The organism is Flavobacterium sp. B183 (assembly GCF_023539155.1).
In the GTDB taxonomy this organism is placed as follows: Bacteria; Bacteroidota; Bacteroidia; order Flavobacteriales; family Flavobacteriaceae; genus Flavobacterium; species Flavobacterium tructae.
Map to the genome: position 1 here is coordinate 1,762,895 of NZ_CP097434.1, position 19,753 is coordinate 1,782,647.

At 35.8% G+C, this 19,753-nt stretch carries 19 protein-coding genes; 10 read left to right on the forward strand and 9 right to left on the reverse strand.

From position 1 onward, the window contains the following. The first annotated feature begins 123 nt into the window (after positions 1 to 123). Positions 124 to 2,235: a M3 family metallopeptidase gene (locus M4I44_RS07920; protein ID WP_249966989.1), complete on the forward strand. Its 2,112-nt coding sequence runs from the start codon at positions 124 to 126 to the stop codon at positions 2,233 to 2,235. 224 nt (positions 2,236 to 2,459) lie between these two features. On the opposite strand, the gene tsf is transcribed toward M4I44_RS07920, so the two are convergent. From tsf to M4I44_RS07950, 6 genes are all read right to left on the reverse strand, one after another. Continuing rightward, positions 2,460 to 3,422 (reverse strand): translation elongation factor Ts, encoded by a 963-nt coding sequence (tsf, locus tag M4I44_RS07925; protein ID WP_017497950.1) that lies wholly within the window; start codon positions 3,420 to 3,422, stop codon positions 2,460 to 2,462. 138 nt (positions 3,423 to 3,560) lie between these two features. Continuing rightward, positions 3,561 to 4,328 (reverse strand): 30S ribosomal protein S2, encoded by a 768-nt coding sequence (gene rpsB / locus M4I44_RS07930; RefSeq protein WP_017497948.1) that lies wholly within the window; start codon positions 4,326 to 4,328, stop codon positions 3,561 to 3,563. Positions 4,329 to 4,569: 241 nt separating this feature from the next. Then, positions 4,570 to 4,956: a 30S ribosomal protein S9 gene (gene rpsI, locus M4I44_RS07935; RefSeq protein WP_017497947.1), complete on the reverse strand. Its 387-nt coding sequence runs from the start codon at positions 4,954 to 4,956 to the stop codon at positions 4,570 to 4,572. After that, complete coding sequence (gene rplM, locus M4I44_RS07940; protein WP_017497946.1) at positions 4,956 to 5,411, reverse strand: 50S ribosomal protein L13; 456 nt, start codon at positions 5,409 to 5,411, stop codon at positions 4,956 to 4,958. The genes rpsI and rplM overlap by 1 nt, the downstream gene beginning before the upstream one ends. Before the next feature lie 195 nt (positions 5,412 to 5,606). Then, positions 5,607 to 6,419, reverse strand: coding sequence for a ferritin-like domain-containing protein (locus M4I44_RS07945; RefSeq protein WP_017497945.1), 813 nt, complete (start codon positions 6,417 to 6,419; stop codon positions 5,607 to 5,609). 26 nt (positions 6,420 to 6,445) lie between these two features. Further along, on the reverse strand, positions 6,446 to 7,192 hold the full coding sequence (locus tag M4I44_RS07950; protein WP_017497944.1) for a ferritin-like domain-containing protein: 747 nt from the start codon (positions 7,190 to 7,192) through the stop codon (positions 6,446 to 6,448). Positions 7,193 to 7,376: 184 nt separating this feature from the next. Here M4I44_RS07950 and M4I44_RS07955 point away from each other — a divergent pair, with 184 nt between their 5' ends. Continuing rightward, complete coding sequence (locus tag M4I44_RS07955; RefSeq protein WP_017497943.1) at positions 7,377 to 8,405, forward strand: LacI family DNA-binding transcriptional regulator; 1,029 nt, start codon at positions 7,377 to 7,379, stop codon at positions 8,403 to 8,405. A gap of 35 nt (positions 8,406 to 8,440) precedes the next feature. On the opposite strand, the gene M4I44_RS07960 is transcribed toward M4I44_RS07955, so the two are convergent. Continuing rightward, positions 8,441 to 9,553 carry a hypothetical protein gene (locus M4I44_RS07960; protein WP_249966990.1) on the reverse strand — a complete coding sequence of 371 codons (1,113 nt, stop codon included), beginning with the start codon at positions 9,551 to 9,553 and terminating at the stop codon, positions 8,441 to 8,443. Positions 9,554 to 9,576: 23 nt separating this feature from the next. Continuing rightward, complete coding sequence (gene polA, locus M4I44_RS07965) at positions 9,577 to 12,420, reverse strand: DNA polymerase I (protein ID WP_249966991.1); 2,844 nt, start codon at positions 12,418 to 12,420, stop codon at positions 9,577 to 9,579. A gap of 181 nt (positions 12,421 to 12,601) precedes the next feature. Here polA and M4I44_RS07970 point away from each other — a divergent pair, with 181 nt between their 5' ends. The 8 genes from M4I44_RS07970 (at position 12,602) to M4I44_RS08005 (ending at position 19,026) form a co-directional block, all read left to right on the forward strand. Next, entirely contained in the window at positions 12,602 to 14,137 is a 1,536-nt protein-coding gene (locus M4I44_RS07970) for a DUF4394 domain-containing protein (protein ID WP_249966992.1), read from the forward strand. A 170-nt stretch (positions 14,138 to 14,307) separates the two neighbouring features. Next, positions 14,308 to 14,490: a hypothetical protein gene (locus M4I44_RS07975; RefSeq protein WP_249966993.1), complete on the forward strand. Its 183-nt coding sequence runs from the start codon at positions 14,308 to 14,310 to the stop codon at positions 14,488 to 14,490. A 47-nt stretch (positions 14,491 to 14,537) separates the two neighbouring features. After that, positions 14,538 to 14,729, forward strand: a complete 192-nt coding sequence (locus M4I44_RS07980; protein WP_026110151.1) for a hypothetical protein — start codon at positions 14,538 to 14,540, stop codon at positions 14,727 to 14,729. A 190-nt stretch (positions 14,730 to 14,919) separates the two neighbouring features. Then, positions 14,920 to 15,594, forward strand: coding sequence for a response regulator transcription factor (locus tag M4I44_RS07985; protein WP_249966994.1), 675 nt, complete (start codon positions 14,920 to 14,922; stop codon positions 15,592 to 15,594). Positions 15,595 to 15,606: 12 nt separating this feature from the next. Further along, positions 15,607 to 16,944, forward strand: a complete 1,338-nt coding sequence (locus tag M4I44_RS07990) for a cell wall metabolism sensor histidine kinase WalK (RefSeq protein WP_249966995.1) — start codon at positions 15,607 to 15,609, stop codon at positions 16,942 to 16,944. A 105-nt stretch (positions 16,945 to 17,049) separates the two neighbouring features. Then, positions 17,050 to 17,235 carry a hypothetical protein gene (locus M4I44_RS07995; RefSeq protein ID WP_026110152.1) on the forward strand — a complete coding sequence of 62 codons (186 nt, stop codon included), beginning with the start codon at positions 17,050 to 17,052 and terminating at the stop codon, positions 17,233 to 17,235. A gap of 178 nt (positions 17,236 to 17,413) precedes the next feature. Continuing rightward, positions 17,414 to 18,649, forward strand: coding sequence for a metallophosphoesterase (locus M4I44_RS08000; protein ID WP_249966996.1), 1,236 nt, complete (start codon positions 17,414 to 17,416; stop codon positions 18,647 to 18,649). Positions 18,650 to 18,723: 74 nt separating this feature from the next. After that, positions 18,724 to 19,026 carry a co-chaperone YbbN gene (locus M4I44_RS08005; RefSeq protein WP_017498139.1) on the forward strand — a complete coding sequence of 101 codons (303 nt, stop codon included), beginning with the start codon at positions 18,724 to 18,726 and terminating at the stop codon, positions 19,024 to 19,026. Positions 19,027 to 19,050: 24 nt separating this feature from the next. Here M4I44_RS08005 and M4I44_RS08010 read toward each other — a convergent pair whose 3' ends face one another. Next, positions 19,051 to 19,686: a polysaccharide deacetylase family protein gene (locus M4I44_RS08010; RefSeq protein WP_017498140.1), complete on the reverse strand. Its 636-nt coding sequence runs from the start codon at positions 19,684 to 19,686 to the stop codon at positions 19,051 to 19,053. Between the last annotated feature and the right edge of the window lie 67 nt (positions 19,687 to 19,753).

Below are 19,753 nucleotides of genomic sequence, written 5' to 3' on the forward strand. Positions count from 1 at the left end.
TTTTAGCGGAATATTTAAATTAAAGGGTAGTTTTTAGAGGATTCCAAAGTTAAAATTTCCAAATGAATACTGATTTTTAGTTACATTTGGAACCATAACCTATTTTAAAATAAATCAACGATAATGAAAAAATTAATGACAATTTTTCTCATGGGAACAACCTTATTTGCGGCGAACGCACAGACCATTCCGGACAATCCGCTGGTTCAAAAATGGACAGGTCCCTATGGCGGTGTCCCTGCTTTTAATGAGTACAAGGTTTCACAGTTTAAACCGGCAATTGAATTTGCAATTCAGGAAAAACTAAACCAAATAGAGGCTATTGCTAACAATCCAAAAGCGCCAACTTTTGATAATACGATTGCCGCTATGGAGCGTTCAGGGGAAACAATGGACAGAATTTCTACTGTTTACGGAATTTACAGATCTAACTTGAGCAGTCCGGAATTTAGCGCTATTGACAGAGAAATGTCTCCTAAGTTCTCTGAGTTTAGTGATAAAATCAATCAGAATAAAAAACTCTTTACAAGAATTGAAACGCTCTATAATGCTAAAGAGAGTAAAAAACTAACCAAAGAACAGCAGCGTTTGATCTGGTTGTATTATACAAATTTTGTTCGTCAGGGAGCAAAGTTAAATGAAGGGGATAAAGAGAAAGTGGCTGCAATAAATAAAGAGTTGGCGACGCTTTTTACGCGTTTTAGTCAAAATTTATTAGCAGAAGAGCAAAATCAATACGTGGAGTTAAAAACAGAAAGTGATTTTGACGGACTACCTGAAGAGGTTAAGAAAGCGGCTATTGCTGAGGCCAAAGACAGAAAACTAAATGTTTTGGGCTGTATTGCCAATACACGTTCTTCAATTGAGCCATTCCTGACTTTTTCTACACGTAGAGATTTAAGGGAAAAAGCATTTGATATTTTTGTAAAACGTGGTGATAATGGAAATGCGAATGATAACAATTCGACATTGGTTTCTATTTTAGAATTACGAACGCAAAAAGCTAAATTATTAGGTTTCCCTACTTTTGCTCATTGGAGTTTATCGAACAAAATGGCAAAGGATCCTCAGAAAACTTTAGATTTAATGCTTTCAGTATGGGAACCTGCAGTTGAAAAAGTGCGTGAAGATGTAGCAGAAATGCAAAAGATCGTAGATGCAGAAGGAGGTAAATTCAAAATTCAGCCATGGGATTACCGTTATTATGCTGAAAAAGTTAGAAAAGCGAAGTACGATTTAGATCAGAATGAAGTTAAACCGTATTTACAGTTAGAAAAATTAAGAGAAGGAATGTTTTGGGTAGCGGGCGAATTGTTTAATTTGAATTTTAAACAAATCACAGATGTGCCGGTTTATCATCCTGACGTTCGTGTTTGGGAAGTAAGTAATAAATTGACAGGTAAAACGGTTGGTTTATGGTATTTTGACCCTTATGCACGTGCAGGCAAGCGTTCAGGAGCCTGGATGAATGCCTATCGCAATCAGGAGCGAATGGATGGAGAGGTGTTGACGATTGTGTCTAACAACTGTAACTTTGTAAAAGGAGCTCCAAACGAGCCTATTTTAATCTCCTGGGAAGATGCTTCAACTTTGTTTCATGAGTTTGGACACGCACTTCACGGATTGTGTTCAAATGTAACCTACCCAAGTTTAGCAGGAACTTCTGTAGCTCGTGATTATGTTGAGTTCCCATCTCAATTATTAGAGCATTGGTTAGCGACTCCGGAAGTATTAAACAAGTTTGCATTACATTACAAAACGGGCGAGCCATTACCAAAGGCTTTGGTTGACAGAATTGAAAGAGCGGCTAATTTCGGTGAAGGTTTTTCAACTGTAGAAACCATTTCGAGCTCTTTGATTGATATGAAGCTTCATTTGGCAACCACTACTATTGATCCTCATAAATTTGAGAAAGAGACTTTAGATGCACTTCATATGCCGTCAGAAATTGTAATGCGTCATAGAATTCCACAATTTGGACATATCTTTTCAGGAGATGGTTATTCAGCAGGATATTACAGTTATTTATGGGCAGACGTGATCAATGCTGATGCCTGGGAAGCTTTTACAGAAGGAAAAGGGGCATATGACAAAGCAGTAGCAAAACGTCTTTACGAAAGTGTTTTTAGTGTTGGAAACACGATTGATCAAGAGAAAGCGTATGAAAACTTTAGAGGAAGAGCTCCGAAATCAGATGCTTTGATGAGAGCCAGAAATTTTCCGATCAAGAAATAAATAGTTAGATGCGAGATGTAAAATGTGAGATGGAATTAGCAGAAAACTTGAGATTTACGAAATAATCGAGTTGCTCTGAAGATGAAATAGATTCGAGGTACTATCCTTTAAAGTTACGATTTTAATTTCTTCACATTTTACATCTGACATTTCCGCAAATAGACATTACATAAAAAAGCCCGAATAAATTAATATTCGGGCTTTTTAAATATTGAAATAATATATTAACCTAAAGTAACTCTTTTGAAACCTGTGATCTCAACGTTGAATCCTTTAACGTAATCACCAACTTTTTTACTGTCATCTTTGATGAAGTTTTGATCTAGTAATGCTTTTTCTTGATCTAAAGTAGTGTTGTCAGAAATGAAACGTTGAATTTTTCCAGGAATAATTTTATCCCAAATTTGTTCTGGTTTACCTTCAGCTTTTAATTCAGCTTTAGCATCTTCTTCTGCTTGTTTGATAACTTCTTCAGTTAATTGAGAGAAAGAGATGTATTTAGGAACATTTTTTAAAGTTTTTCCTAAACGTTTTGCTTCTTCATTGTCTTTTTCGATTACAGCAATACGAGCAGCAAGTTCAGATTCAACGAAAGCAGGATCAAAATCTTTGTAAGATAATGTGTCAGCTCCCATAGAGGCAACTTGCATAGATACGTCTTTTGTTAAAGTCTCAGCGTTAGCGATTGGAGCAGAAATAGCTGTTAAAGCAGCAATTTTGTTAACGTGAACATAAGATCCAACGAAAGCACCTTCTAAGATTTCAAAACCACCGATTTCGATTTTCTCACCGATAACACCAGTTTGCTCAATTAATTTTTCAGCAACAGTAATTCCATTGAAATCTGAAGCTAAAAATTCTTCTTTAGAAGAGAAGTTGATCGCTTTTTCAACTAAATCTTTAGCTAAAGTTACGAAAGCTTCATTTTTACCTACGAAGTCAGTTTCACAGTTTAAAGTGATGATAGCTCCTTTAGTGTTGTCTGCATTGATAAAAGAAACAGCAGCTCCTTCAGAAGACTCACGGTCAGAACGGTTAGCAGCAACTTTTTGTCCTTTTTCTCTAAGGATTTGTATAGCTTTATCGAAATCTCCTTCAGCTTCAACTAAAGCTTTTTTACAGTCCATCATTCCGGCACCTGTAGATTGTCTTAATTTATTTACGTCTGCAGCAGTAATTGTTGCCATAATATTTTGAATTTTAATGTTAAAAGTAAAAATTCCATCTTCTAAATCCCAAACTCCAATTTTATTAAATTATCAACATAACGTTTTTAATTTTGTATTTGGAATTTGGAATTTAAAATTTGGAATTTAAAATTTGATTTATTCTTCAGTTGCAGGAGCAGCCTCAGCCTCAGCAGCAGGAGCAGCTTCTTCAGCTACTTCAACTTCTTTTTCGGAACCTCTGTCAGAAAGACCTTCGATTACTGCAGTAGTCACTAAAGATAAAATTTTGTCAATTGATTTAGAAGCATCATCATTTGCTGGAATTACGTAATCAACCTCTCTTGGGTCAGAATTCGTATCAACCATTGCGAAAACTGGAATGTTTAATTTTTGTGCTTCTTTTATTGCGATATGTTCAGCTTTGATATCTACTACGAACAATGCTGCAGGTAGTCTAGACATATCAGCGATTGAACCTAAGTTTTTCTCTAATTTAGCACGTAAACGATCAACTTGCAAACGCTCTTTTTTAGATAACGTCATGAAAGTACCATCTTTCTTCATTTTATCGATAGAAGACATTTTTTTAACTGCCTTTCTGATAGTTACGAAGTTAGTTAGCATTCCACCTGGCCATCTTTCAGTGATGTAAGGCATGTTTGCAGCTTTTGCTTTATCAGCAACGATGTCTTTTGCTTGTTTTTTGGTAGCTACGAATAAGATTTTTCTACCTGATGCAGCGATTTTTTTCAAAGCTTCGTTAGCTTCTTCAATTTTAGCTGCAGTTTTATATAGATTGATAATGTGAATACCATTACGCTCCATATAAATGTAAGGAGCCATGTTTGGATCCCATTTTCTAGTCATGTGTCCGAAGTGAACACCTGCTTCTAGTAATTCTTTTACTTCTATTTTGTTTGCCATTTTTGTACTAGTTTACGTTCTGTTGATTAGCAATGTGTCTTTTTGGATTTTAGATTTTAGATTTTAGATTTTTAGATTTTTCAATCTTTTAATCTTTTTAATCTTTCAATCTTTATAATCGCTTAACCCATTTAGATGCTAAACTATTTCCTACCTCGATAGGAGAGCAACAACAACTGTGTTTTTTAATTTCAATAAATAATTGATAGTGTCCTGTACCAAATGTACAAGACAGGTAATATTAACGTTTAGAGAATTGGAATCTCTTACGAGCTTTCTTCTGACCGAATTTCTTACGTTCAACCATTCTTGGATCTCTTGTTAATAAACCTTCTGGTTTCAAGATAGCTCTGTTTTCGATGTTCACTTCACACATTACACGTGCTAATGCCATTCTTACAGCTTCTGCCTGACCAGTTGAACCACCTCCGTAAACGTTTACTTTTACATCAAAGTTACTAGCATTTTCTGTCATAGATAATGGTTGTAAAACTTTGTATTGTAAAGTTGCAGTTGGAAAGTAAGTTGCGAATTCTTTTTTGTTTACAGTGATTTTTCCTGTTCCTTCAGAAACATATACACGTGCAACAGCGGTTTTTCTTCTACCGATTTTGTGAATAACTCCCATTACTTAAGATCGTTTAGGTTAACAGTTCTAGGTTTTTGAGCTCCGTGAGTATGCTCAGCACCTACAACAACATTTAGATTTCTAAAAAGTTCAGCTCCTAATTTGTTTTTAGGTAACATTCCTTTTACAGCTTTTTCTACTAATAATGCAGGATTCTTAGATTGCAATACTTTAGCAGTTAAAGTTCTTTGTCCTCCTGGGTAACCTGTATGACGCATGTAAATTTTGTCATTCATTTTTGTACCTGTAAGGTTAATTTTTTCTGAGTTGATAACAATTACGTTATCTCCACAGTCAACGTGCGGTGTGTAACTTGGTTTGTACTTACCTCTTAAGATCATTGCAACCTTTGAAGCAAGACGTCCTAAGTTATGACCTTCAGCGTCAACAACAATCCACTCTTTAGTTACAGTGGCTTTGTTAGCTGAAACCGTTTTGTAGCTTAATGCGTCCATAATATTATTTTAATTAAACATTCCATCCCCAATAAAGGGGATGCAAAAGTACAATTAATTATTTTAAAACCAAATACCTGAAAAGAATATTTTATCTGCTGAAAATCAGGACATCAGTTTTCGATTTTAAACCATAAAAAAAAACCACCTTCACAAGTAGTGTAAAGATGGTTCAATATTTAGAATTGTTTTGTACTAAACAATAAATATATTTGCAATATCAACGACCTGTTGTGTGGTAAGCGGCTCATCATAAGCTTCTGATCCTGCAGCAGCTCCAAAAGCAGCTGCGGTGTTGAATCCTGCCTGTACAGTAACGCCTTCGCCATCATAGACAGCTTGTGTTGCGGCGGGCATTCCTGCACCTCTTTCACTGTTAGAAATCCATCCTTTTAGTCCTCTTAAGCGTCGTACTTCAGAAGCATGACGGGCTTCTACTGAGTGAATTTGTAATGCGGCAGTTAATAAATCCGGTGTAGTGATTAAATTTGCTGCCTGACCTTTGTAGGCTCTAACGCCTGTATCTTCAAAGGCTTGTGCTAATGCTAAAAAGGTTGGGTAGTCATGAAACGGATCAAAAGCTCCTCCAACGGTAAAGTCAAAAGTAGGTTTAGCAACAAAGTTTGCACTTGCTGGCCCGCCCAGTCCCGCAATCAAAAACTTAACGTGATCAGACTCGTGGGCTGCTATTTGTTCAAAAACTTTTCGATCTCTTCCTCCATTTTCTGATGCCGGAATTACACCAGAATCTAATGCCATAGCATAAAATTCGTTTTCCAGATATTCTAAAGTTAAGGCAAATTGTAGCGCTCCAATCGGAGTTGCAGGAGTTGCGGTAATGTCTTTTGCTAATGCTTTATTGGCCATTGCAGATAATCCGAAAGGGATTGATGCATAGGCTAATGTTTTTCCAATACTTCCAAACTGATTAAAACTGTCTCTTCTTGAACCAGTGCTTCTCATCAAGCTATCATCAGTAAACGTTTCTATAAATTTTAAAATATTCATAATTTCTATGTTTTAGCTTGTTAAGATTAAGGTAAATATTTGGCTGTGAATTTTGTAGTAATGAAGCCTCCTGCAATTGGTAGAATTTTTGAAGGATCCTGAGCAACATCCAAACCGGTGCTTGCGTTTACAATATCATCGCCGGCAAAATCCTTAGAGTTAGGATTGATTAAGCTTCTGATAGCTGAGGCGTGTCTGGCTTCTACCGAAACAATTTTTCCGGCTAAAAGTAAATAATCAGCACTTTTAATTAGTTTTCCTGCTCCGTTATAAGCAGCAACTCCGGTATCTTCAAGAGCTTTTGCTGTAGCAAGAACCTCAGTGCGGCTGTTGAAATTTAAAGAGCCATAATTAAAAGCCAAGGAGGGAAGCAGTTGTGAACTTGGGTCAGGAAGCGCTCCGGTTAAAGCGGCCTTGAAAAAATCCCTGTGAATTACTTCATGATGATACAAATCTGTTAATACCTGGCGTTCGATAGGATTAAAAGTGACATTAAAGCTTGTTGAGTTTACGACTTTAGTATAAAAATCGGCTTCCAGCTGTTCCAGAGCATACGCATAGGTCAGTACTCCAAAATCACCGGATCCTAAATCAAAAACTCCATTTCTGATTCCGGGCAGCGTAGTGTCTTCCATATCGTCGTCATTGTCATTATCGCTGCACCCAGCCATAAGAAGGCCTGCGCCAACTAATGTAAGGCCGCTGAGCTTAAGAAAGCTCCTTCTGTTGTTCAATGAAGGGTCAACTTCATGAATTTTAACTTCGTTTTTCATAATCAAGGATTTTAAAAGGTTAAAAGCATGTATTCAGGTATTAACGAAATTTTAAGGCTTGCGGTTTTGAAAAAGAAGTTAATTTTAAAAAACACTCTGAAATTTTAAATAGGATAACGTGTTTTTTGTTTTATTTTAGGTAATTCTACTATATTTGTATTAATTACATAAAATTTATTTTTAAATGAAAGCTAAAGCAACTCTAAAGCAAATTGCGAAGGAACTCGGTGTTTCTGTATCGACTGTTTCTAAGGCATTGAATGATAGCCCGGAGATCAGTGAGCAAACAAAGGTGAAGATTAAGGAGTATGCCAAACTCAAAAATTATAAACCGAATGTTATTGGTTTGAATTTAAAGAATCGTAAAACCAAAACAATAGGTGTAATTATACCTAATATACTTAACTCCTTTTTTGCAAAGGTTTTTAGTGGTATCGAAAAAGTAGCCGATAAAAAAGGATATAATGTAATTACTTGTATTTCGAACGAATCTCTGGAAAAAGAAGTTCATACGCTTGAAATGTTAAGCAACGGAACAATTGACGGATTTATATTGTCAGTATCTGAAGAAGCGCAAAAATTGGAAGATTATGGTCATTTTTCGGCGATCATCGCTGATGGAACACCAATTGTGATGTTTGACAGAATCGCTGACGGAGTAGAATGTGACAAAGTAATAGTTGACGATTTTGATTCTGCTTTAAATTCAACACAGCATTTAATTGATTTAGGATGTAAAAATATTGCTTTGATTTCATCAGTAGATAATTTGAGTGTTGGAAAATTAAGAGCCGACGGTTACTTAAAAGCATTAGCAGACAATAATATTCCGGTAAACGAAAATATAATTCTTCGTACCGATTCTGAAGAAGATATGAAAGCTAAAATTGACGCCATTTTCGAACATAAAATTGATGCGATTTTTGCTTTGGATGAAAATGATTCAGTGGCCGCTTTACGCGTAAGTCTGAAAAAAGGATATAAGGTTCCCGAAGATATTTCAATTATTGGTTTTGCCGATGGAATTTTAGCTTCAAGACGTTTGTCGCCAAGTTTAACAACAGTAAGCCAGCATGGAGTAGAAATAGGCGAGGTCGCAGCCAGGCAGTTAATCAAACGTTTAGAGGAGGAATCTGAAGAAGAAACATCAGATTATGAAACAATCGTCATCAAAACAAAACTGAAAGAACGAGAGTCAACAAGAAAGAAATAAGCATAAAAAAAACATCCGCCATGGCGGATGTTTTTTTATAAGGTATAAGGGAATTTAGGATTTTTGTATTTTCTTAATTTCTCAAAAGGAATTAAAAAAGACTCTTCGCAAGATCGGTCGACTCTTGCAAAAATTGGGGTAAATTCAATGCCTTTTTCGGTGTAATTCCAGGAAGGAAAATCCCAATATTCTTCATTGGTATAATCGCAGGGATCACTATCATCTTTTGGTTTTTCAAAATGATATTCTGAAGTAATTGTGCGTAATAATTTCGGAGCGAAAAAATCAGAGCGATATTTAGAAAAATTCGAAAAATTGCTTTGTTCTTCTGTTGTAACGCTTTTGTCAAAAGCCAGTATGTCGTCAATTCCGTAATCCTTTCCATTGTTTAAATCAATCAGATAACCTCTGCTTCCCCAGTCAGGATGAGCACCACCGCAATAGTAAGAGCTTGAAATTTGAAAGCCCAGTAAATTCGAATTTAAAAAAGTTACGGCAGTATTTCCTTCTATTCCTTTTCCTTCACTATATTCAAAAGACGAAGAACAATTGAGCTGGTCTAAAGTGTTTTGAATGTGTATTTTTTCGAGAATCGGATTTAGTATTGACTTGTTTTTTTCTGAAAAGTTATTTCCTGCCCTGAAAAATTCCGAATCACAGTGTTTTTCAGAATACCATACAAATTCCTTGTTGTTATAGTTGGTAGTTTTCAGTTTCTTGAACTCTAAAAATTTATACTTTACATAATTTAATTTGTCGTCAGCATAATATTTGTCGAGATTCGCTTTGTAGCCTGAAAAATTTATAGGTTGAATTTTTACCGGAAATTGTACCCCTTTAGCATTGTACCAGGATCCTTCAAAATTATTATTAGCTAATTTTTTTAAATAGAACTTTTCAGTTATTACATCGTTTGGCTTAAAATAGAAAGTAAAAAGATTGTTTTTTAAGTTTCCTTCCAGTTTAATGTCTTTTAATGAATTTTGATAAAAGTAAATAGCATTTAAGCTCGTCTCTTTGTCGTTTTTATAAACGTCAATTTTCATATAGATTTTGCTTTTGGCTAAGGTACCTTCAAGATAGTAAGTCTCCTGACCAAAAGCAATCATAGTATAAAGGACAAAAAACAGCAAAGCATATTTTTTCATAAAAATACTGAAATCTAAAATTATTAATGTGCAGCGAGCCAGTCTTTACCCATTCCAAGTTCAACCTCCAAAGGAACTGCCATCGTAAAGGCGTTTTCCATTTCGTGTTTGATCATAGGCTGAATTTTTTCGAGTTCATCATTGTGAACATCAAACACAAGCTCATCATGCACCTGAAGCAGCATTTTAGATTTCCAGTTTTCGTCTTTTAGTTTTTTATGAATGTTGATCATCGCGATTTTGATCACATCGGCAGCACTTCCCTGAATTGGTGCATTTACAGCATTTCGTTCAGCGGCACTTCTAACCACTGCATTTGCCGAGTTGATGTCTTTCAAATAACGACGACGGCCTAAAATGGTCTGCACATATCCTTTTTCGCGCGCAAATTCAATTTGTTCAGAAATATAAGATTTCAGTCTTGGATATGTTTTGTAGTACGCTTCGATCAAAGCGGCACTTTCACTGCGGGATAAAGAAGTCTGATTGCTCAGTCCAAAAGCAGAAACCCCATAGATAATTCCAAAGTTAACCGTTTTGGCATTGCTTCTTTGTTCGCGGGAAACTTCATCCAAAGGCACATCAAAAACTTTGGCTGCGGTTGCTCTGTGAATGTCTTCTCCGTTTTTAAAAGCGGCAATCATATTTTCTTCTCCGCTTAAAGCGGCAATAATTCTTAATTCTATCTGCGAGTAATCGGCAGAGATTAAAGTATAGTTTTCATCGCGTGCGACAAAAGCTTTACGAATCTGACGCCCTCTTTCGGTACGAATCGGGATGTTTTGTAAATTTGGATTGTTAGAACTCAAACGTCCTGTTGCGGCAACAGTCTGCATATAATCGGTATGAACACGCTGTGTCTTTTTGTCCACCTGTTCCGGTAAAGCCAGAATGTAAGTGCTTTGTAATTTCACCATTTGACGCCAATCCAGAATTTCTTTTACAATTGGATTGTCGTTGGCCAAATAAGTTAAAACTTCCTCGCCGGTTGCATACTGACCGGTTTTGGTTTTCTTCTGCTTTGCTCCGCCAATTTTAAGTTTGTCAAACAAAATGTCGCCCAGCTGTTTAGGAGAAGCCAGGTTGAATTTCTCTCCTGCAGTTTCGTATATCTTTTGTTCTAATGATTTGATTTCAACATCCATTTCTTTTGACATCGCCTTTAAGAATTCAACATCCAGACGAATTCCTTCCGTTTCCATGGCTGCTAAAACGCTTACTAGCGGAATCTCAATTTCGTCAAATAATTTCTTCGTTTCGGTTTTGTCTAATTCTGTAGTGAAAATTTCTTTCAGCTGTAAAGTGATATCAGCATCTTCGGCGGCATATTCCTTAATGTCTTCAAGGGCTACATCGCGCATTGAAATTTGATTTTTTCCTTTTTTTCCAATCAATTCCTCAATTGGTTTTGGAGCATATTTCAGATAAGTTTCCGATAAGATATCCATGTTATGACGCATATCCGGATTGATCAGATAGTGCGCAATCATGGTGTCAAAAAGTTTTCCTTTTACAGTTATGTCATAATTAGAAAGAATTTTTAAATCGTATTTTAAATTCTGACCTATTTTTTCGATGTTTTCATTCTCAAAGAAAGGTCTGAACTTTTCAATTAAAACCTGAGCTTCTTCCTGACTTTCCGGAAACGGAACATAAAAAGCTTTTCCTTTTTCGTAAGAGAATGCAATACCAACCAATTCGGCGTGCAAAGCATCTAAACCGGTAGTTTCGGTATCAAAACAAACAGCAGTCTGGTTTTGCAGGTTCTGTAAAAGCAATTTTATTCCCAAATCCCCCTGAATCGCCTGATAGGAGTGAGGGGTATTTTCTAAAGTATTGTAAAAAGAAGTTCGGGTTGCTTCTGTATGTTCTTCGGTAGAGCCTCCTCCAAAGAGATCAAACTGATCTTCGTTTTTAGGCTGTGGTTTTTTATACAATTTAGCATCAGAAACCGGAGCTGAAGCTGTTTCATTCTCGCCTCCTGTTTTAAACAAATTATCGAATTGTTCCGCCATTCGTCTGAATTCCAATTCCTGAAAAATAGCTTCGGTTTTTTCAATATCAGGGCGTGTTAATTCATAATCGTTTTCATCAAAAGTTACCGGACAATCTAATAAAATGGTAGCCAGTTTTTTAGATAACAATCCTTTCTCTTTATTGGCCTCAATATTCTCCTTCATTTTTCCTTTCAGCTTGTCTGTATTCGCTAATAGGTTTTCCATTGTTCCAAATTCCTTAAGAAGCTTTTTGGCAGTTACCTCACCAACTCCCGGAAGTCCCGGAATATTATCGGCAGCGTCACCCATCATACCAAGAAAATCGATCACCTGTTCCGGACGTTCGATTTCAAATTTGGCTAAAACTTCAGGAACTCCCCAAATCTCAATCCCATTCCCCATACGGGCAGGCTTGTACATGAAGATATTCTCAGAAACCAATTGGGCAAAATCCTTATCCGGAGTTACCATAAAAACTTTATAATTCTGTTTTTCTGCTTGTTTAGCGATAGTTCCAATTAAATCATCGGCTTCAAAACCTGACTCTTCGATAATCGGAATGTGCATGGCTTTTAATAATTCACATATATAAGGAACCGCAATTTTTATGGCTTCCGGTGTTACATCACGATTGGCTTTGTATTCCGGGAATATTTCGTTACGCAATGCGCTTCCGCCTTTATCAAAAGCTACCGCCAGATGATCCGGTTTTTCACGTTTGATAACATCTAAAAGCGAATTCATGAATCCCATGATCGCCGATGTATCCATTCCTTTAGAGTTAATCCTTGGATTTTTTATGAAGGCGTAATAGCCACGAAATATTAAAGCGTAAGCATCAAGTAGAAAAAGGCGTTTTTGTGACGACATAAGTACAATTTATCAATTCAATTTTCAAAGTTACGAATATCACTATAATATTAGGGAAGAAAATGCTTTGTTATTTGTTTTTCAGAAATACCGGAAGATTTGATAACTATTTTCTGAAAACTTTGAAAAATTGCAAACCAAAAGATTTTTTTTGTCGTAAGTAAATAAAAAACAATGCGTTATGAGAGAAAATTTATTTACACCAAGATCACTTTTTTTGATGGGATTAATGTCATTTTTAGGTGCATGTTCTAATGATGACGACAGAACTCCAATTCCACAGCCAGAACCAGAACCAATGCCTAGTACTGCCCCACCGGTAGACTTCACCGCATTAAGCAATGATAATAAAGTTTTTTACTTTAATGCCAAAGATTTAAAAACTCCTGTTCGTTCTTATTCGATAACAGGATTACAATCAGGCGAGAATATCATTAGTATTGACTACAGACCTGCTACAGGCCAATTATATGGATTAGGCTCTACCAGCAGATTATATACCATAAATGAAAGTTCGGGATTGGCGACACCTTTAGGGACAGCATCTTTCTCTCCGGCAATTGAAGGAACATCGTCTTCTATAGATTTTAACCCCACGGTTGACAGGGTACGTCTGGTGTCTAATAACGGAAAAAATCTGAGATTGCATCCCGAACTCGGAACTGTAGCTGCAACCGACGGAAATATTAACGGGGTAGCGAATGCTCAGGTAGGAGCGATTGCTTATACCAATAGTCTTTCAGGAAGTACGACGACACAGCTTTTCGATATTGATTATGCTACGGATAAATTGTACCTGCAAAACCCCCCAAATGATGGAGCTCTTCAGGAAGTAGGGAGCTTAAAAGTTGATTTTTCGGGAGTTGGAGGTTTTGACATACAGCCCGATTCGAATTTGGGAATAGCAGTAAACAATAAAAATAGCCAATCAAGATTATATACAATTAATTTAACGAATGGAGAAGCGACCTGGGTCGGGGTTTTTACACAACAAATTGTTGAAGTAGCCTTTAAAACAAAACCTATCGCCTTCGCAACTTCCGAAACAAACATTTTGTATCGATTTAATCCGGTTACAGGAACTTCAAATTCAGTTGCTCTTATGGGGATGAATTCAAGTGAGCAGGTAGTTGGTTTGGATTTCAGGCCAGCAAACGGAGCGCTTTATGCCCTGACCAATCAAAGCAGACTTTTAACGATTAATTCTTCAAACGGACAAGTCACCGCTGTTGGTGCTGGATTGTCGCCAACATTGTCCGGACAAAATTTTGGTTTTGATTTTAATCCAACGGTTGACAGAATACGTGTGGTAAGCAACACAGGACAAAATCTCCGACTGCATCCGGATACAGGGGTTGTTGCTGCTACAGATCTCAGTCTTAATCCGGGGACACCATCCGTTACAGCTGCCGCTTACACGAATAATTTTGCACAAGCTTCGACTACACAGTTATTTGTTATCGATTCCGGTACTAATAGTTTATATCTGCAAAATCCTCCAAACAACGGAACTTTAGTATTAGTAGGTAGTCTTGGAGTGACAGCCACAGGAATGAATGGTTTTGACATAGGAGGTAACAGTAATGAAGCCTTTGCAGTATTAACAGTTAGTGGTGTGCAGTCTGTTTATAAGATTAACCTAACTACCGGTACAGCAACAAAAACAGTTGATTTTTCTCCGGCAGTTACTTCGATGACTTTAGGATTGGGCTTTTAAAAAGACAGAATTAAATAAACATGCGATAAAGCGACAGGATATTCCGGTCGCTTTTTTTATAAATTAAAGTTAAAATTTTAATAGGGCATGATTTCTTCATTTTGTCTTCATATTACGAGGGTAAATTTGATCTGTAAAATAAAAGGTATTAATATAAAAATGTAGAAATCATGAGAAATTTATTGATGTTATTAGTAGCAGTTTTAGGAACCAGTGTTATGGTACATGCATTTCCGGCTAAAAATATTAAAACGACTCCGGTCAAAGAAGTAAAAGCAACCAAACATCCTAAACACAAAGCGGATAAAAAAGTAAAATCAGCAAAAACGGCAGCTCCAAAAGCAAAAAAATAAGACTATAAAAGCAAAAAAAAAAGATAAATCAATTTAAATTAAAAGTTATGAAAAATCTAGTAATGTTACTCGTGGCAGTTTTAGGAACAAGTGTAATGGTTAGCGCACAAACAGCTCCGGCACAAACAGCTCCTGCAAAAGAAGTGAAAGCAACTAAACATCACAAAAACAAAGCCGATAAAAAAATGAAATCGCAAAAAAGCGAAGCTCCAAAAGCAGAAACAACTAAAATGAAGTAGGGAAAATTGTTTTCGTTTTGCTTACGAAGAATTGTATACGAGGCAAAACAGAAGTAATGATTATGAGAATGCGGTTGAAGAGAGCCGGTAAAGAAATTTACTGGCTTTTTTTTATTCGTTAATTTTTTTAATAATGCGCAACAATGCTTTTTATAATTGCTTAAATTTAGTTGCGTTTAAAAGTTGAATTATGAATATTTTGATTGTTGAAGATACGAAAGAACTTGCGGCAGAAGTTTATGATTTTCTGTGTAATGCAGGCTACATCTGTAAAATAGTTCACAATTGCAGTGATGCTCTGGAGGAGGTAAACAGTAATGATTATGATGCTATGCTGCTGGACCTTGGTCTGCCTGACGGAGATGGATTTGAAGTACTGAAAACAGTTCGCAAAACGAAATCGAAAATGGCCGTTATTGTACTTACAGCCCGTGGAGAACTGGATGACAGGGTAAATGGCTTGCATCTGGGGGCCGATGATTATCTGACCAAACCGTTTGCTCTCACAGAGCTTAGTGCGCGATTGTTTGCGGTTATTCGCAGGATGCACGGTTTTACTTTGAATAATTTAAGCATTCATGGTTTTTTATTGCAGCTTCAGGATTATAAGGTCAGTTATAATGAAGCGCCCATTAATCTGACCAAAAAGGAATTTGATATTTTTCAGTATTTAGTCCTTAATAAAAACAGAGTCATTACGAGGCTGCAATTGACAGAACATATTTGGGGAGACATTCTGGAAGTCAATTCCGACTCTAATTTTATTGATGTCCATGTTAGAAATCTTCGAAAAAAATTAGACAAGCATACAGAAATTGATTGGTTTGAAACCGTTAGAAATGTAGGATATCGTATAAACGAATAAATAATACAGGTTGTGAAGATAAAACATCAATTGGCTATTTTTAATGCGCTGACAAGACTGTTGGTTATTTTTATTTTATGGCTGATGCTGCCTATTTTGGTAGAAAATGTGGTGTACAGACATATCAATAACGGGCTGCTCGAAAAGAAGCAGAAGTTTATTGAACATCTGAATCAGAATGAAATCGATGACTTTATTGAAAATTCAGGTGATTCGACCGAAACCTATTCACAGTTTTCAACGCTTCACAGCGAGTTTTTGGTGCTCTCAAAATCTTCTCTAAAACACGATCAGAAAAAACCTGTTTTTAGTAATGATTACCGAATTATTGAAGGAGAAGAAAACGAATACAGAATCTTGCAGTATCATTTTACCTTCGGAAATCAGGGATACCAGCTCGAAATTGGAAGCAGTTTGGGAGAAGTAAAAGACCTTACTTTTATCATTCGATTTTTTATTATTATCGTTTTTGTGGTGATATTATTGATTACTTTTTTGGCAGATACTTTTTATATCGAATACTTATTAAAGCCTTTTTATAAAATTATTGATACCAAGATAAGGCGGGTCAATGAACCTGAAGCTTTTGATCATACTCCAATCAAAGTCAGGTCTCATGATTTTAGAGAACTCGATTCTGTTTTAAACCAAATGATGGATCGTATTGCGGAGCTTTTTAAAAAGGAAAAACAGTTCATATCAAATGTTTCCCACGAGCTGCTAACGCCAATTGCATTGCTCAAAAGTAAGTTTGAGAACTTATTGCAAAATGAATCTTTAGATGATAATGCCATTGATAAAATTGCAGGAGCATTGAAAACATTGGATATGCTCAAAAAAATCATTAATAATTTATTGTTGATTTCCAGAATCGAAAACAATCAATATGAAGCCAACGAGAATATAAATTTTCATGAAATGGTTACCGATTTGCAGGAAGACTTACAGGATCGTATCGACGACAGAGAAATTCAGTTTTGGAATAAAATGAACCATCATTATGCTTTTACAGGAAACAAAACGCTGATTCATATTCTTATTTATAATTTGGTTACCAATGCCATAAAATACAATAAACCTCAGGGCAGCATAAGTGTTACGGATGGTTTTCAGGACCATAACTATTTTATTTCTATTGCCGATTCCGGTGTTGGGATGAATGATTTTCAAATAGAACATATATTCAACAGATTTGCCAGACTTAGTTCAGATCAGGAAGGGCAGGGGTTAGGGCTTGCTATTGCAGAGAGTATTGCTTCTTTTCATCATATTGAAATTAAGGTCACGTCTGAGATTGATAAAGGAACCACCTTTACATTATTGTTTCCCGGAGAGCAAAAACATAATTAAAAGTTAATTTTTTCAGACAGGCCTAATCTTCATTTTATCTTCATTTTGTGAGAATATCTTTGGGGTATAATAAATGAAGATAATAATAATCATAAAACTAAAATCATGAGAAAATTAGTAATGTTAGCAGTAGCTGTTTTAGGAACAGTTGCTATGGTGAACGCTCAAACAACTCCAGCAAAATCAGCCCCTGTAAAAGAAGCAAAAGCTCCTAAAAAAGAGAAAAAAGCAGATAAAAAAGCGAAAAAAGAAGCAGCCGCTAAACCGGAAGCAGCAAAAACACAAAAATAAAAAGGTATAGTTTACTTCGGTAAACACATGTTGTGGATTTTAAAAGGTTTTAAAAATTTGGTAGAAAAAAAGCTGATAGAGTAATCTGTCAGCTTTTTGTCATTAACAGCGTTAAATTTTTGATAATAAAAAGCCATAAGATTTTCATTCTTTGTTACTTTGCTTAAAACTAAAAATAATGATCCTTAAGTTTCTAATTCTTTGTGCTCTTCTATTGTTTATTGAGTACTATTCTTACCAGGCGTTTCGGGCCTTAATCAAGTTAAGATGGGTTTTGATTAGTTATCAGGTTATAAGTTTACTAATTCTAATTTTTATCATTTATTCTTTTTCGCAAATTGACCGGTCTGTTGGACAAACGAAACAATTTATGTTTACAACAGGATTAATGTTGTTGGTTTATGTGCCAAAAATTGTTCTTACGCTTTTTATGTTTGGTGAGGATATTTTTAGAATAGGAGCAAGCATCGTCAATTACTTCGTGTATAATGTTCCAAAAAAGGAAATGATGCCCGAGAGGAGAAAATTTATCAGTCAGATTGCCTTAGGATTGGCAGCAGTTCCTTTTCTTTCCTTGATTTATGGAATATTTGAAGGGAAATACAATTTTAAGGTAATCAAGCAAACTGTCTTTTTTCCGGATCTTCCGGATGCTTTTGATGGTTTTAAAATTACTCAGATATCAGACGTTCACAGCGGAAGTTTTGACAATCCGGATAAAATAAACTATGCTATTGATCTGATTAATGCTCAGGAAGCCGATTTGATTTTGTTTACAGGAGATATTGTCAATACACATGCTAAAGAAATGCATCCGTGGTTGGAGACTTTTAAGAGAATAAAAAACTATAAATACGGGAAGTTTTCTGTTTTAGGTAATCATGACTATGGCGAATATGTAACCTGGCCTTCCGAAAAGGATAAAAAGGAAAATTTTGAAGAAATTAAAAGCCTTTATGGGCAAATTGGATTCGAGCTTCTGTTAAACGAGCACCGATACATTCAAAAAGGAGAAGACAAAATTGCACTGATTGGTGTAGAAAACTGGGGGAAGAATTTTGCGAAGTACGGAGATATAGATAAAGCCTCTCAGAATGTGTCTCAGGGCGATTTTAAAGTGGTGATGAGCCATGACCCGACACACTGGGAATACGTAATTAAAGATCATCCGAAAAATTTTCATTTAACCTTGTCAGGTCACACACATGGCATGCAATTTGGAATAGAAATTCCGGGTTATTTTAAATGGAGTCTGGCTCAGTATATTTATAAACAATGGGCAGGCTTATATGAAAATGTAAGTCGTTATGTTTATGTAAATCGTGGATTTGGTTTTCACGCATATCCGGGGCGTGTAGGGATTATGCCCGAAATAACCGTGATTGAACTAAAAAAGGGGAACAATGTGGCTTAATTCGTTAAAAATGCTACATTTGTATATAATTACCTCTTTTTAAAAGATTAAAAAAGAATTAAATTTTTGGTTTTATGTCAAAATTTGGAGAACTTATAAATGCTCAAGTTCCAGTGTTGATTGATTTTTACACCGATTGGAACGAATCATCTGTATCAATGCATCCTGTAATTAAGGATGTTGCGGCTGCACTTGGCGATAAAGCCAAGGTGATCAAAATTGATGTAGATAAAAATCAGGAATTAGCAGAAGCACTGCGTATTAAGGGACTTCCTACTTTAATGATTTATAAAGAAGGACAGATGATTTGGAGACAATCCGGCGAACTGGATGCGAATACAATTATAGGAATTGTTCAGGAACGATTTAATTTATAGAATACTACTTCTTAAGGATATTATTTAGTGAATAATATCAAATGTATACCCATTTTCTTTTAAAAAGTGTAAGGTTTTAGGCAAGGCAAATTTTAAATTTGGCGAGGCTTTTATGCTGTCGTGAAATACAATAACGCTTCCTGATTTTACATTTTTTGTTACGTTTTCAAGACATTTCTCAGGTGTGATGCTCTGGTCGAAATCAGCGCTTAAAACGTCCCACATGATGATTTTATATCCTAATTTTCGAAGAATTTTAGATTGTGCCTTTTTGATCTTTCCATAAGGAGGACGAAAGATAAGGTTGCATGTTTTTTCCTCTTCCAGAACAGCGGCACAATTTTGTACATTTTTAATATAATCATCGGTATGGCTTTTCCAGCCATTAACGTGGTTCATGGTATGGTTGCCAATAGAATGTCCTTCTTTGATTAGTTTTTCAAACAAAGAAAGGTTAGCTTTTATGTTTTTCCCAATACAGAAGAAAGTGGCTTTTGCATCAAACTTTTTCAATTCAGACAGGACCCAGTCTGTAATCTCGGGAGTTGGGCCATCATCAAAGGTGAGGTATATTTTCTTTTCGTTGTTTGGAATGTCCCAACAATATTTAGAAAACACCTTTTTTATGAATGAATTTGTTTTTACCCAATAAAAGCTCATTTTGTTTTGGTTTACAGATATGTAAAATTAAAAAATGCAGCGCTACTAATCAAGCGGCGCTGCATTT

Bases quoted from the DNA above. Each gene is read 5' to 3' on its own strand.
- M4I44_RS07975 (WP_249966993.1), top strand. From the start codon at position 14,308: ATGAGAAATTTATTGATGTTATTAGTAGCAGTTTTAGGAACCAGTGTT.
- M4I44_RS07995 (WP_026110152.1), top strand. From the start codon at position 17,050: ATGAGAAAATTAGTAATGTTAGCAGTAGCTGTTTTAGGAACAGTTGCT.
- M4I44_RS07970 (WP_249966992.1), top strand. From the start codon at position 12,602: ATGAGAGAAAATTTATTTACACCAAGATCACTTTTTTTGATGGGATTA.
- M4I44_RS07950 (WP_017497944.1), bottom strand. From the start codon at position 7,192: ATGAAAAACGAAGTTAAAATTCATGAAGTTGACCCTTCATTGAACAAC.
- polA (WP_249966991.1), bottom strand. From the start codon at position 12,420: ATGTCGTCACAAAAACGCCTTTTTCTACTTGATGCTTACGCTTTAATA.
- tsf (WP_017497950.1), bottom strand. From the start codon at position 3,422: ATGGCAACAATTACTGCTGCAGACGTAAATAAATTAAGACAATCTACA.
- M4I44_RS07955 (WP_017497943.1), top strand. From the start codon at position 7,377: ATGAAAGCTAAAGCAACTCTAAAGCAAATTGCGAAGGAACTCGGTGTT.
- M4I44_RS07920 (WP_249966989.1), top strand. From the start codon at position 124: ATGAAAAAATTAATGACAATTTTTCTCATGGGAACAACCTTATTTGCG.
- rpsB (WP_017497948.1), bottom strand. From the start codon at position 4,328: ATGGCAAACAAAATAGAAGTAAAAGAATTACTAGAAGCAGGTGTTCAC.
- rpsI (WP_017497947.1), bottom strand. From the start codon at position 4,956: ATGGGAGTTATTCACAAAATCGGTAGAAGAAAAACCGCTGTTGCACGT.
- M4I44_RS07980 (WP_026110151.1), top strand. From the start codon at position 14,538: ATGAAAAATCTAGTAATGTTACTCGTGGCAGTTTTAGGAACAAGTGTA.
- M4I44_RS08005 (WP_017498139.1), top strand. From the start codon at position 18,724: ATGTCAAAATTTGGAGAACTTATAAATGCTCAAGTTCCAGTGTTGATT.
- M4I44_RS08010 (WP_017498140.1), bottom strand. From the start codon at position 19,686: ATGAGCTTTTATTGGGTAAAAACAAATTCATTCATAAAAAAGGTGTTT.
- M4I44_RS07985 (WP_249966994.1), top strand. From the start codon at position 14,920: ATGAATATTTTGATTGTTGAAGATACGAAAGAACTTGCGGCAGAAGTT.
- M4I44_RS07945 (WP_017497945.1), bottom strand. From the start codon at position 6,419: ATGAATATTTTAAAATTTATAGAAACGTTTACTGATGATAGCTTGATG.
- rplM (WP_017497946.1), bottom strand. From the start codon at position 5,411: ATGGACGCATTAAGCTACAAAACGGTTTCAGCTAACAAAGCCACTGTA.
- M4I44_RS07960 (WP_249966990.1), bottom strand. From the start codon at position 9,553: ATGAAAAAATATGCTTTGCTGTTTTTTGTCCTTTATACTATGATTGCT.
- M4I44_RS08000 (WP_249966996.1), top strand. From the start codon at position 17,414: ATGATCCTTAAGTTTCTAATTCTTTGTGCTCTTCTATTGTTTATTGAG.